We start from the raw sequence: 14,426 nt of genomic DNA, 5'->3' as shown, positions 1-14,426 counted from the left end.
AAATTTCCTCCAACTACCAGTATCAAAAATGTTATGAATATTCCTGCCGTTCTCCAAATCACGGTGTCGCTCCTCCTCCCCCGGCTGGTGCTGGTGCTGCTGCTGGCACATGCCTAAAGTTCAAAACGACCCGGCGATTACCCCGACGATTCGCTTCTGTATCTTGGTTAGTAGTGGCATCAGGGGTAAAGTCTTCGGTTGCTCCAGAGCCGATAGTTACAGCACTAATCTGAGCTTCAGCTACACCCTTAGCACGCAGGGCTGCCCCAACTGCTTCGGCTCTGCGTAAAGACAGATCCAGGTTGTGCTGCGATGCACCACCGCGCCTGTCGGCGAAACCTTCAGGAGTCACATTTACATCAGGGAACCGCCGCAGGTAATCCAAGAATGTATCGATTTTGCCTGTTTCGCTGGAACTGAGTTGGTCGCTGTCGAAATCAAAGTAAAAAATTACTGGTTCATGCACGTAGAAATCTCGATGCTTCTCCAGAGCTGCATCAAAAGTTGCAGATTGCCCTTCCTGTGCTGATGCTTGATCATTCTCAACTTTACCAGCACGAATCTGGAAGCCCCAATGAAGCGCACCGTAAGTTGTCATGGTGTCTTCTCCCTTAGCCACCGTCTGAAAGTCGAAGTTGAACTCACCAGCTCCTCCAGGGGCGTCGGTTAGCTCTGCTGCTTTGATATCGCTGGGATCATCCGAGCGTTTGTAACCGATAGTAGCTCCGCTTGCACCACTGGAAGAAGGTCGCGAGAGTCCAGGGGTTGCAGGATTGGGTTGGGCTGGGTCGTTGCCAAAGGGATACTGAGCAGGTAAAGCACTTCCGGCTGGGGCATTGGTTCCTGTACCACCGTGGGCAGGTGCATCATTGTGCAGTACATCAGTGAAATATCCGCCCTCAACTCCGGTGGTGGCATCAGCGGTGGTGCGTAGGCTAGCACCACGAGCCGCAGGTAAAGATTGAGGTTCGACATTTGTGCCTGTAGCATTTGTCAAACGCACAATCTGAATTAGTCCAATTTGGTTAGAGTAGGGAGCAGTGGTTTTGGGTTTGAAACGAATAGTAATAGGTAGACTTGCGCCGTTTGGTGTGGCATTTACTTCAAAAGTACCGTGAGTCAGGTCGTATGTAGGGTTAATCGCCCGTTGAATTAATTTTCTCTGGGCTGCACCTGTCTGCTGTACTACATGAGTCAGTTCATGGGCGGTTAATGCATCATTCCCTGGTGACTTACCTGCACCAAAAAAAATGTTTTGCTTGTGCGTAAACGCCTGGGCATTCAAATCTCGATTCATTTGTACCGCTTCATTGCCTGTATGTACCCGCACTTGACTAAAATCAGCGCCAAAGCGGGGTTCCATAAAGGAACGTACTGTATGTGGTAGCGGACTTCCTCCACTTTCACTGCTGTTTAGCCGAGTTTCAAAATTGTCTCCAGTCTGGAAGCTGCCATTTGTAGCGAGTTGTAGCGATCGCTTTGTTTGCAATTCTTCTTCCTCTTCTGGCATTGCTTCCCTTTGCACTAGGGGAGTTATGGCTGCTGTTAAAGGTTTGGTTTGTACTTGGTCTTGAGTCTGTGTATCCTGTAAACCTATCGCTTCAGGTTTAGCCATTCGCATGATTTGATCGGCAACTTTATCGGCTTCCTGCTCATAATAGTCGTCTGGCGCACCAACTGTAAGTTTTGCCTGGGGACGATGCAAGGATATGCGACTAATGTCGTGATTAAGGGGCTGTTGTTTGATGGCTTGTGGTTCCAATAATAATTGCTCATCAACAGACTGCGCCTCTTGAAGGTCAATTGATGCCTCAGTTAGTCTTTGGATTGAAGGATTATTTGTTTGTAAACCAAAGCCACGCGTTGGAGAAGCTAGTGTAGGAATAGTTGAGGAGGCAAGGGCGGGATTTGTAAAAGTTGATGTGGCTAATTTTTGGCGCCCAAGCGTGTGTAGACTTCCAGTGGCTTGTCGTCCGACATCGCTCATATCACCTTCCCTCCATCAATATTCCTACTAACACACATTATAGAATTTGTCTAGTTGCAATCGCTATCGACTTAAGTACAAAGTGCTGCGATCGCGATCGCAGATAAACTATTTGTATTAGGAAATTTTCTGGTGGGAAAGTCAAGTCTAATAGTAGGAATTATCATCTGGTTCACCTCTCCATCTTGGACTAGCAAATGTAGGTTTTCCATCGGGTTGAATATACAGAGGAAAATCTCCTTGTGTCGTATTTCCATCCCAATTCCAGTCAGTAGAGTAAGTGTGTTCTCCATGTCCATAGTTGCCTGCATGGTCAATTGTCGGGCCGCTACCTGTCAAATTGATCGATAGTGAATCACCATAGCCAATTGACATTGAAGAACCCCGGCGCATACTTCCACCTCGGAATTGTCTCACATCCATCTCTTGTCCCCGGCTCGGCGGATCTAAGTTCGGGATTTGAGCCGCATCACTACTTAATTGCAGAGTTTCCTTAATAAAAGTTCCTCTCAGATTACTAAACTCAACCGCTCCTACAGTACCGATTGAATCTGCGGTGTGATCTCCACTGTCTGACCAGATATACTCTACGTTGGTTAGTGTTTTTTGGTTTGTATTGAGTAGTGTTTCAACCTGCAACTGAACTTCTGCCTTCACAGCTTCTAAAATGGCTAAATCTAAAGTGCCACCAGATTGATTAGGTGAATCGGGAGCAGCTGGTGCTGGAGTTGTTGGGGTTGGCGCTGGAGTTGCTGGGGTTGGTGTTGGAGTGGCTGGGGTTGGCGCTGGCGTTGGGGCTGTTCCCTGAGCCGGTGGAGCTAAGGGTACATCAGGATGCTGTCGTTTCCAGTGACTCACGTAGGCGTTAATCAGGCGATACTGAGTAATCAACTGTAGTTTTTGTCTGTCTACAGGTGACATATATCCATTATCTAGTTGAACGCTTTGGACACCGCTTTGTCCAGGAGCAAGTGCACCTCCTACTTGTGCTGCGGCTTGAAGACCTTGAATTGTTGCTGCTGTTACTGTTGCTGCTGCTGCTGCTGATTCAGTTGCAAGAGTACCACCCCAAGCAGTTATTGCACCAATCACTGGTAGAGCATTTTGTACAATTGGCTTTTGCTGGACTGTGTTGCTTACAGTTCCGTCTATTTTCTTAGCTTGAATAGACTGCTTGCTGTCCAGCTCTGAGCTAGCTGCCGCCTGATTACCTAGCATATCAGCTTCTGCTTCCAAAGCCTGGTCTTGCACAACTATAGAATTCCCTTCTCCAGACAGTTGTGGTACGTTGACCCGTCCTTGTCGCTGTTGCACTACATGGGTTAATTCATGTCCAATTAAGGCTTGACCAGACTGGCTTTCCGGGTCGTATTTACCCTGAGCAAAATGTAAATTATTACCAGATGCGAAAGCTTGAGAACCTAACTTTTCGGCTTGACCGTCTGTATGAACTTTGACATCAGATAAATCTGTACTGAATGCCGTTTGCATCTTTGCCAGCAAAGGCTCTGGAAGATTTTGTCCACCACTAGGAGACACAACATCGACTCCATAGGAGGCATTTTTTATACCACTTCCCTGGATGACTGCATTTTCTGATCTATTCACTACGCCTTTGTTCAAGGCTTTTTGTGGACGCAATGACATGCGACTAATGTCATGACTTAGGGGCGATTGTTTGATAGCTTCTGGTTCTACTAGTTGCTCATCAACAGAATGCGCCTCTTGAAGGTCTGGTGATGCCTCTGTTACTCTTTGTAGACCAAAGCCGCGTATCGGGTTCGCCAGTGTCGGAATACTTGGTGAGGCAAGGGATGGATTCAGAAAAGTGGATGTATTTGCTTTCTCACGCCCAAGGTTACCTGGACGCAAAGCGGCTTGTCTTTGGACATTGCTCATCTCAACTTTCCTCCATATACCGCTAACACATAGGATACAATTTGTCTGTATCAAATCCTTATGGACTTTAGTATAAATTATCCTATTTCACACCTGAATCTAACTTCTCAAAAATCCTTGGTTTATTAGCTTTTATTGCTTCTCTACCCAGAACCCGCTTCTGTAATATTTGCAACTTCTTGAATCATCGCTGACCAAGAACACCGGGTTCCGGTTGAGGTGGGCCACCGATCGCAGTAGGAGAAGACGCACCAAAACCTAAGCTGGGAGGCAACAATCGTCCGACATCTACATGCATTCCTAACATGAGATTGTCGCCACCTGTGTTAATCTCCAAGCGCAACCAGTTCAATCCAGGTACGGGTAATGTCCGTCCATTGAGTTGATCGAGTGCAAACCGTCGAGTGGTTGGATCGGAAAGAATGCCTGCTAAAGCTCCAACTCCAATTAAGGCTGTAGTGCTAATAACACCAATTTGCCCTCCTGTGCTTAAGCGTCGCCAGTCTTGCTGGATGCGATCGCTTGCTTGTGTTTGCAACGAAGTCAAAGCACCATCGATCGCAGGAACAGCCATAATCGCTTGTACCAAATCCCCTGCGGTTGCAGTTCGGGAAGTGTCTGGCCCCGCACCCGCAGGCACGGTTGGAGAAGCCGCAGGTAGTGTTGGGGCGGCAAATGGGTTGGGTGTGCTAGGAGTACCAGCCCCCGGAGTAGTTGACACTCCCCGAATTTATAATTCGGGGATTCTTGCTTCACGGGGAGTCTAGTGACTTTACCCTCCACAAGCCTACACTGAGTATCCCGCAGCGTTTAATGAAGCGCAGTTTAAAAAACTCGTTTCTTGGTTCCCAGTTATTAGTTATACAAGATTTTGGGTTAGCCCCCAGGGTTCCGGCTCAGGAACTGTCCGCTAGACCTACTTGGCTTTTTATGTGCGAATTACCGCTAATCTGTTCATATTAACGCAATTTTGGGCTTTTCGCCAATGCTGAATAAATTCAGCCGTTCGCTTATATCCCCCGATTAAAAATACGGGGGCTTTACGCATCACGCTCGTAATCGTCGAAAGATAGGATGAAAAACTAGGGCGATCGCTTTTGCAGGTGAATGAATTGGGTTAAGTTAGATTTATCTTGTCAAAATAGAAATTATTATGTCTTCTGCTCAAGATTTAGGAATAATTTTAGAAGACACACCAGAAGATGTTATATTTCCTCCTGGTGATTTATACAGTGATGAACCACCTTTGGAAACAGAACTTCACTTGCGGCAAATACTGCTGTTGATTCAGTGTTTGGAATGGTTGTGGCAGGAGCGTCAAGATTTTTACGCTTGCGGTAACATGACGATTTATTACAGTCCGCGTCAACGCAAGTCTGAGCAATTTCGAGGCCCCGACTTCTTTGTAGTTTTAAATACCCAACGCAAAATACGCAAAAGCTGGGTAGTTTGGGAAGAAGATGGCAAATACCCAAATGTGATTGTAGAGATTCTTTCTGACAAAACCGCTGCTACTGATAGAGGGTTGAAAAAGGAAATCTATCAAGATATTTGGCGGACTCCTGATTATTTTTGGTTTGACCCGGTAAGTTTAGAATTTAAGGGATTTCATTTATTAGATGGTCGTTATCAAGAACTGCAAGCAAATGAAGCAGGTTGGTTATGGAGTCAGCAATTGCAGTTATATTTGGGAGTTTATCAATCGAAGTTGCGCTTTTTCACTCCCGATGGACAACTGACGCCCACACCAGAAGAAGTAGCACACCAAGAACAGCAACAGCGTCAGCAAGCCGAACAGCAACGCGAACAAGCCGTAGAGCAACTTGCCCAAATGGAGTCCATGCTTGCTCGCTATCGGGAAAGATTTGGTGAATTACCAGAGTAATACTATTTTAGATTTTGGATTTTAGATTTTGGATTTGGAATTGCCTTGGTGCGTCTGGCTTGGTGTGAATCCATCTGTCGCAATCATTTTTCAAATTGGTATAAGGTCAAAATTGCCAAATCACATCCATCCTCCAACTTCCGCATCAGTCAAGGGTTTCTCCAACTTACTATATTCTGTTTGAGCCGCCCGCAATACGTGTTTCATTTGCACTGGTTCCCCAGCATCGGCAGCGAGGAAAGCTGCATTTAAGGCTATGTTACGGATATTACCCCCAGCAACATTTAGCCGTGCTAGTTGCAGAGCATCTAAGTCTGCGGTTGGGGTTTCGGCTGGAAAGACGCGTCGCCAAATTTCCGCTCGTTGCGTTGTATCTGGGAAGGGGAATTGCACAACAAAGCGAATCCGCCGCAGAAAGGCTGTATCAATTGAACTCTTCAGGTTGGTAGTTAGCACTGCTAAACCTGGGTAGCTTTCCATGCGTTGCAATAGGTAGCTAACTTCAATATTGGCATAGCGATCGCGGGCATCTTTAACTTCACTCCGTTTACCAAATAAAGCATCAGCTTCATCAAATAACAAAATCACTCCACCTTGTTCTGCTGCATCAAACACCCGGCGCAGATTCTTCTCTGTCTCGCCAATATATTTGCTGACTACCGATGATAGGTCAATGCGATAAAGGTCGAGGCGCAATTTATGGGCCAGTACTTCTGCTCCCAATGTTTTACCAGTGCCGCTAGCACCTGCAAATAGAGCGCTGATTCCCAATCCCCTAGCACTTTTGGCACTAAAACCCCAATTGTTATATACAGTACTACGTTGGCGGACATGAGCCGCAATTTCCCGAAGAATTTGTTTCTGCGCCTCTGGTAATACCAAGTCCTCCCAATCACCCGATGGCTCAATCCGTTGGGCGAGTTCATCTAAGCGCGGACGTGCTTGCACACGGCAAGCATCCCATAAAATATCGCTGATATTATCGTTGTCTGGTGTTTGTGCTAACTGTCCTGCGGCTTCTGCACAAGCTGCGTGGATGGTTGCAGTACTTAGGTTAAACTGATCCACTAGGGTTTTAACTTGCCCGTTCATTTGCGGTGCGATGGTACTTAGTGCATCTTGCCAAACCGCACCTTGTTCTTTGCTAGTTGGTTGATATACGTCAAAATTAACTACTAGGCGTTGTGATAAGCCGATGCGTTCCCGACTAGTAACGATTAAAAAGCCCTTTGTACGTTCGATAAAACGAGCGATCGCATTTAGCCGCGCTGTATCATTGGTATCCAGTTCGTTGCAGTCTATGAGTAAAGCGGACTTACTTAAAATCGTCTCACGAGTCCACAGGCGGATGAGATTATCCAACTCGCTAGGTACTAATGGAATGAGTTGTGCAGGCATTACCCACAGGTTTAAACCTTGGAGTTGACAAATTCTAGCTGCGATCGCACGTTTACTAGTAGTTTCCTTACTACATAGCTGGACAACTGGCAAGCTTTTAACCTTGTAAGCTTGTGACCAAACTGCCGCTATTCGCTCTGCTAAATCTTGGTGGGAGGGTACTAAATCACTAATCTCTTGTAATGGCTCAATGATGCCAGCCAAGCGTTCGTCAAGATATTGAATGCCCGTGAGATAATGTAAAATCCGCTCGTCAATTCTTAAGGGACTGAGGGTCAGGGCATGACCATCACCAATCTGAATCAATCGCCAATGACGTAAGGGAGCATTTGGAGCGATCGCATCCCAATGGACGTTCGGTAAAGTTGCCAGAGCTAAACTTAAGGTTGGGTAAGCTCGTTGCAAATCCCCATGCATTGTACCACACAGTTTCGCAAAATCTCCATTCAACTCCATACCTGCACACAACAGCAATAAATCACGTTCAAAGGATGAGAGGCTAAACATTTTGCATATTCTCTCCAATGTCGATGGTGCAGGCATAGCAGCAGCAGCTTTCTGTAACGCTTGCTGTAAATTAGCTTGCTTTTCCTCCTCTGGTTGATTTTGCTCTTTTGCCGTGTGATTTTCTAAAATACCACGCACCACGGCTAGGGCTGCTGATAAATAGCAGTAGTTTGCTTCATCCCAATTGCAATTAATTGTTGTCGGATTCATAAAATCGTCACCTGTGGCGAATCATAAGCTCCAGACTGATTCTTGAACAGTGGACTTTCCGCTCCATCTACCCGCACCCGGACAATATAAGTTCCTGGCTTCACGTTTTTAACAGGAATCGTAACTACATCAGTATCTTCAGTGCGTGGTGCAACCAAAAAAGAGTAAGTTACCAGACTCTCACCTGATACCTCATTGAGTAGTAAAACTACCCGCTGTGCCTTACCTACTTTAGGTTGGAATTTAACGGTAATTTCTGCTGTGCGTAAATTGTCGCCGCTATTTTCCACTTGAGCGACGAATGCTGTAATTGTTGGATGGAGAACAAAAGCCGCAACGTTTGATTCAACTAGATGATCTGTTTGCCCTGCATTGCCCATTGTCAAATGGACAATTTGGATACCCTGTACGCTTGCGTATAAATCTGGCGGGACTAACAAACTGATTTGTGTTTCTTTTACTTCTTGAGGTACTAGTAATGTCTCCGTATTACCCAAACGAACTCGCGTGATTTCACCGCGTAACCGTTTACCACGGATTACTAATGTTGTACCTGCAACAATCATTTGATCAGTCTTTGCTGGAGCTATAACTTGCTCTATACTCGGTTGAGACAAAGGCATCATGGAGAAACCTTCAGACTTGTCATTGCTACTTTCAATTAATACCATTGAAGCCAGATAGGTAGCTGAAGGTCGATAGTGCGTTTGTAAAGCAGACCATAACTTAGAAGTTTCTTCCATGTTAAAAAACTCTGGAGTTAATTTTATTTGCCCAATTTGTTCAGCTAAATCGGATACGGACACAGTTGCTACAGCTTGTGAAAAAGCACTTGAGGTATTGGTTGTAGATGCGTTGATCAAAGTATTCTCAATAATGTCTGAAGTGATAGCTGGTGTTTTATGTAATAATTGCATTGCGTATCCCAGTAATAGCTCCGCCTGAAAATCTTTGGCTCCGTAGGCTGTGAGCAAATAATGGAGGTCAAGAGCTAGTGGTGGAGTTGGAGAACGCGGGTTTCCATTAATACGCGAGTGCCTACTCCGAAATTCCTGAGAGACCCAATCGACATTACGATTCTGCGTCACTTGATAGAGAAAGAGGTTGATTTGGGCACGCTCATCAGCTTCAACTGAAATTCGATCAGGCGGTAAGGCAGTTACAATCACATCACCAACACTAGCAGCGATCGGATCGCTGACTAAACCATTTTCCAGCAAGACTTTAAGTACTGCTGTCACTGCGGCTATAGAGAGCACATTACTCATCCTTATTCCTCATGGCAATAGCACATATTAATCATGTACGCCAGAGCACATTGACAGAATATATTTTGCAAAACTTTAAATATTCTGTAGCAGAGACTATCCGCAGGGTATGCAAAAGCATATTGGCAACTATTAGTACAGCACTGCATAAATGCACTTACGATCTCAATTAACAAGACTTGGCAAAGGGCAAAATCCCCTAGTACCGCAAGGCGGAATTAAAAATGAAAAATGAAAAATGAATACAGCATAAGTGTTTCGTTGATTTGGAATGATTGGTTTATTTCCGCCGTGTTGTACTAGCTTAATTTTTAGTTAAACTTCATACAGTGTATAACAGCAAAATTATACCTTCCGGTGCTTTTAAAACATCTTCTTAGCTCAACTTTATCTATTTTTGGCAATGCTCAAGCTGATATTAAAAACTTTGTGCGGCGATAGTTTTAGTTTTTCGATTTTACGATAATTAGTGAAATGATAAAGTTTTTTCCGTATCGAGAGAACCAAGTTTTTAATTTTGGATAAAGTCGAGTTTAGTTAAGACTTTAAATGATTAAAACTAAAGTACCTATGAATATTAACCCAGTTCCTAAAATAATCTTCCAGCTTAATGATTCTCCCAAAAAAATGACTGAAAATAATAAAACTAATACCAAGCTTGATTTATCAATTGGTGCGACAAGAGAGGCTTTTCCTACTTGTAAGGCTTGGAAGTAAAAAATCCATGATAACCCTGTAGATAGTCCAGATAATAATAAGAAAATCATGGTTTTTTGGGGTATAGCTAAGATATTAACTACATTTCCCTGAAAAAGTACAATCCCCCAAGCAACTACTAAAATGACAACAGTTCGGATTGCTGTTGCTAAATTAGGATTCACATTTTCTATGCCAATTTTGGCAAAGATAGTTGTCAATGCTGCAAAGCCAGCCGAAAATAATGCATATATCCACCATGCGCTGGTGTTGCTTTCCATCTTGCCTCCTGATTCACTAGTCAAAATTAGCAGTGTAATTTAAGCTCATCTTGCTAGCATAAATTACTCATCTGTCAAGTTTGACTTGCTAGGTTCGTAGTTTGTGCTTTGCCGTTTCCCTCTCTTGGTCACTCAGTACTCAAGACTCAGCACTACTGAAGCTATTACTTTCGTAAACTTTGCGTTAACTTAACATTAGGAACAAATTTCAACTGTCATAGGTCTTAACTTTAAACATTTTATCAAATTGCTAGCATTACTTTTATGTTAAGCTGGGTATAGTTAGAAAAATGCTGGTAGCATATATTACTAATATTTATCTAGGTTACGAAGCAAGCAATTATATTTGTAATACTAGTATTATCTCGGACTAAAGCTAACACTTTAAAGTAACTAGGATGGGTTCCCGCAGATGAAATCCCCACCTTCTTCAAATTCTTGGAATGGTCGCTTTGTAGGTGATAACCAGCGATACCGTTTAGACAGACGGTTAGGCGGGGGTGGCATGGGAGAAGTCTTCCTAGCAACGGATACCCGTGTTGGTCAGCAGGTAGCGTTGAAGTTGCTCAAAGATACGCTGGTGGCATCACTAGAAATGAGAAAGCGTTTTGAGCGTGAAGTGGCAGTTTGTGCTGCTTTGCAAAGTGACCACATTGTTAAGATTAGTGACTGTGGAGTTACCCCAGAAGGTTTTCCATTTTATGTAATGGAATATTTGCGGGGACAAACGCTCAGGCAATTATTGCTGCGCGAAAAGCGGCTATCTGTTGAGCGGACGGTGAAGATTATGGCACAAGTTTGCAAGGGTTTACAGCTTGCCCATCAGGGAGTAACTCTGCAACGGGATGGTGGCAAAACCACTGAACATATTCAGGTAATTCACCGCGACCTGAAGCCAGATAATATATTTCTAGTACCTACAGATTTGGGAGAGTGGGTTAAGGTTTTGGATTTTGGTGTTGCCAAAATTCGGAGTGAATCTTCAGAAAATTCCAATATTACAAATATAACTAGTACATTTATCGGTACATTTCGTTACGCACCTCCTGAACAAATCCAAAGTGATCAAAACTTGGATGCTAGAGGTGATATTTACAGCTTAGGGATTATCCTTTATGAAATGCTGAGTGCAGCTGACCCATTTGGAATCAGCATTAAGGGGAGTCATATCAGTGAGGCTTCTTGGGTATTAGCTCATGCTTATGAGCCACCAAAACCACTGCGATCGCAACCAGGGTGTGAGCATTTATCCGTACAATTGGAAGCGGTGGTGATGAAATGTCTCCACAAAAACCCAGCAAACCGATTTGCAACTGTAGAAGAACTGAATCAGGCTTTGCAAGCTGCTGCCAAATTTGCCACCGGGACTACTAGTGTACCCGACCAGATTAGTGGGCGATCGCAATCTGCATATAATCAGGGTTCAAATCACGAAACCGTTCCGAGACAATCGAGCGACGACACTATTTTCCGCCCTCCATCTGCATATAATCAGGGTTCAAATCACGAAACCGTTCCAAGACAATCGAACGACGACACTATTCTCCGCCCTCCATCTGCATATAATCAGGGTTCAAATCACGAAACCGTTCCAAGACAATCGAACGACGACACTATTCTGCGTCCCCCATCTGCATATAATCAAGGTTCAAATCACGAAACCATTCCACGACAATTTAACCCGATTGAGCAAAACCAATCCGAGGAAACCATTCCTCCCCTTCAACCTGGATACAACCAAGGTTCAAATCACGAAACCGTTCCCAGACCATTTAACCCAGTTGAGCAAGATCAACAGAGTCCTGTGAATAATCCGAACGCCAAGAAACCGGATGTGACGTTGTATCAACCACGACCTGCGTCTAATCAAAGCGGACAACAAGTGCCACCAGATAAGACATTATTTCAACCGCGACCTGGGGCTAATCAAGGCGGACAACAAGTACCACCAGATAAGACATTATTTCAACCGCGACCTGGGGCTAATCAAAGTGGGCAACAAGTACCACCAGATAAGACATTATTTCAACCGCGACCTGGGGCTAATCAAGGCGTACAACAAGTACCACCAGATAAGACATTATTTCAACCGCGACCAGCATCTAGTCAAGGTGGGCAACAAGTGCCGCGAGATGTAACTTTATATCAACCGCGACCAGCATCTAGTCAAGGTAGACAACAAGTGCCAACGGATGACACTATTTACCAGCCAAGGCTAGGTGGGCAGCTAGCTACAAGAATTACTCCCAATTTTTTGCGAATCTTGGGAGTGGTCTTTGCCATTGGGCTGACTCTGGCATTAGTAACCTATACATATACTCAATGGCAATCTGGTAAAGAGCCAAATAACCAGCGAGGTTTACCTAATAGCGATCAGCGCATTTAGAACTAATCAGCTAATCATCTCCTGTGAAAATATTGGAATTAATGAAATAAGCAACTGGACATTTATAGCAAACCACATTCCTCAACTATGCTCATCCCAAACCACGGGAAAGGAATAATCTGAAAACGCCGAGAAATCACGATTTTCGCTGCGGGTTTCTTCATCCAGAACTTTCACAACTCTGTTATAAATATCTTGTGCTTGTTGCGGAGAATCACCGATGCTGGTTAATCCCAACTTGCCAAACTGTGAAAGGCAACCCATCAGATGAAACACTGTGCCCGTCTCAGTACCACTATCGAAGTGCAGTCTGTGGTGAGCGATGATATCCATCAAATCATTAGGTAATAATCCCTGATAGCGCTCTTTTTGCAGATTGTCAGTGGCAATATAGTATTTTGGACGACCTTGCTGACTATAAAATAAACCCGTGGAAAGGTCATAGCGGCCGTTCGTTAATAATTTCAGGGTCATGAATGGATGAGTTGTACCGCCTTTACGCAGGTTAATTTCGATCGCTTGAATATCCCACTCTCCGTTACCCTTGTCAACGGCGATAAAATCTACACCAAATCGCTCTAAAGTACCTTTTTCTGCCAACTTTCTGCCAACTTGCAGTCCCAATTGCTGTAATTGCAATCGATATCTTTCATCAGCGGGAAAGCTACAACCTAGATAAATCTGACCGTCTGGGCCTCCCAGAATTTGGTCGTGGGTTGAAAGGATTTCGACTTCACCAGTGGGTGTAATCCGTCCTTGGACACTGGGCGATCGCTTAATTTCCCCTTCCACAAATGCTTCGACAATTGCCCCTAATTCTGGGATTCTTCCCGAAAAATTATCCCAAGTTTCTTGTTTTGCTTGAAAGCGCATTGTTGAGAAGCGATCGCTAATTGCTGCTACCCTTTGGGCATGAGTACCAATTCCTGGTGCTAAATTCTCAATCGGTCTAAAATCTACCAATGCATTTCCCTCTCCAGAAATGCCTTCGTTGAGTTTTACCACTACCCGTTTTAATGTCGGTTGACGTTCCCACAAATCACTGGTAGCTTCTGCCAAATCTTCGTGGTTCCAAACTTTTTCGCTGCCATCTGGGTGAGATACTCCACTTTCGGCGAAGATTTGCCGACTGCCACTTTTTGTCCCCCAAATCTGTAAATCTGGTGCAGCAGCATACAGTGGTACACCTAATTTTAAAGACAATTCGCCTTCCCAGTGCGAAGAGTTGTAGCAGATCATAAATGATTTATCTAGCCTTAAAGATTGATGAATCCTTTCTAGCAGTCGGGGGCGTTCTAAAATCTTTTGGCTAAGAGGCTTAAGGGAGGAATCGTAAGTAGAAAGTAGCAGCAAGCGATTGCGGGCATGAGAAAAGGGAATTCCTGGCAACAGTTGCAGATAATAATCAATGATACTAGGATGCAGCGGTACTGATGTTACATAAACCAGCCGAGTCCGGGGATTCCGCAACCGAATTAAAGAAAATAGTAATCTTTCTTCATAATGCTCACAGCCTTCGATCTTTTGGAGTTCGCGTTGGTCAAGACTCAAGGAGGGAATAATTAAAATATCCGCTTCACTATTGTCAAATAGCTCACTTGTTTTCCAGCGATCGCGTAGGGTTAATTGTAAGTGGCGAAACTTTTCAACTTGCTCTAACTCAGAAATATTTAGTGTTGCCATAACCCCTGCCCTCTAATAATCTCAATGTAGCGCACCACACAGACTTTTGGTCTATTAGTTTATCAAGTGCTTTTGTAATAAATTTAGTCTGCAAAAAAGCAGCTATACAGATATAAAACTCAATAAATATTAATATTAACGGAATTGACTTCATAAATTAGGTATTTTGCAATTACGAAGTGAGAAAGTAGAAACATTTATTTTCATTTAGCGGCAATGGCACAAT

At 44.1% G+C, this 14,426-nt stretch carries 9 protein-coding genes; 2 read left to right on the top strand and 7 right to left on the bottom strand.

Going from position 1 to position 14,426, the window contains the following annotated elements; genetic code table 11:
• Positions 1 to 58 precede the first annotated feature (58 nt).
• From ACWATR_RS10285 to ACWATR_RS10275, 3 genes are all read right to left on the bottom strand, one after another.
• Positions 59 to 1,987 (bottom strand): eCIS core domain-containing protein, encoded by a 1,929-nt coding sequence (locus ACWATR_RS10285; RefSeq protein WP_460331978.1) that lies wholly within the window; start codon positions 1,985 to 1,987, stop codon positions 59 to 61.
• A 147-nt stretch (positions 1,988 to 2,134) separates the two neighbouring features.
• Entirely contained in the window at positions 2,135 to 3,886 is a 1,752-nt protein-coding gene (locus ACWATR_RS10280) for an eCIS core domain-containing protein (RefSeq protein ID WP_460331976.1), read from the bottom strand.
• A 184-nt stretch (positions 3,887 to 4,070) separates the two neighbouring features.
• Entirely contained in the window at positions 4,071 to 4,607 is a 537-nt protein-coding gene (locus ACWATR_RS10275) for a hypothetical protein (RefSeq protein ID WP_460331974.1), read from the bottom strand.
• A gap of 432 nt (positions 4,608 to 5,039) precedes the next feature.
• On the opposite strand from ACWATR_RS10275, the gene ACWATR_RS10270 reads away from it, so the two are divergent.
• Positions 5,040 to 5,771: a Uma2 family endonuclease gene (locus ACWATR_RS10270; RefSeq protein WP_460331972.1), complete on the top strand. Its 732-nt coding sequence runs from the start codon at positions 5,040 to 5,042 to the stop codon at positions 5,769 to 5,771.
• A gap of 120 nt (positions 5,772 to 5,891) precedes the next feature.
• On the opposite strand, the gene ACWATR_RS10265 is transcribed toward ACWATR_RS10270, so the two are convergent.
• The 3 genes from ACWATR_RS10265 to ACWATR_RS10255 form a co-directional block, all read right to left on the bottom strand.
• The gene (locus ACWATR_RS10265; protein ID WP_460331970.1) at positions 5,892 to 7,886 is read right to left on the bottom strand and encodes an ATP-binding protein; all 1,995 of its coding nucleotides are present in this window, start codon (positions 7,884 to 7,886) and stop codon (positions 5,892 to 5,894) included.
• A complete protein-coding gene (locus ACWATR_RS10260; protein WP_460331968.1) occupies positions 7,883 to 9,154 on the bottom strand; it encodes a Pvc16 family protein in 1,272 nt (423 codons plus the stop codon). The genes ACWATR_RS10265 and ACWATR_RS10260 overlap by 4 nt, the downstream gene beginning before the upstream one ends.
• A 545-nt stretch (positions 9,155 to 9,699) precedes the next feature.
• Entirely contained in the window at positions 9,700 to 10,131 is a 432-nt protein-coding gene (locus ACWATR_RS10255; protein WP_460331966.1) for an EamA family transporter, read from the bottom strand.
• Between the two features lie 412 nt (positions 10,132 to 10,543).
• Between ACWATR_RS10255 and ACWATR_RS10250 the strand changes: the two genes are divergently transcribed.
• Complete coding sequence (locus tag ACWATR_RS10250) at positions 10,544 to 12,517, top strand: serine/threonine protein kinase (RefSeq protein WP_460331964.1); 1,974 nt, start codon at positions 10,544 to 10,546, stop codon at positions 12,515 to 12,517.
• A gap of 81 nt (positions 12,518 to 12,598) precedes the next feature.
• Here the strand turns inward: ACWATR_RS10250 and ACWATR_RS10245 are convergent, their stop codons facing one another.
• The gene (locus ACWATR_RS10245) at positions 12,599 to 14,200 is read right to left on the bottom strand and encodes a peptide ligase PGM1-related protein (RefSeq protein WP_460331962.1); all 1,602 of its coding nucleotides are present in this window, start codon (positions 14,198 to 14,200) and stop codon (positions 12,599 to 12,601) included.
• Positions 14,201 to 14,426: the final 226 nt, after the last annotated feature.

It is taken from the genome of Nostoc sp. UIC 10890 (assembly GCF_054786515.1).
Note: the sequence above shows the minus strand (reverse complement) of the source record. Positions and strands in the feature narration are given on the sequence as shown.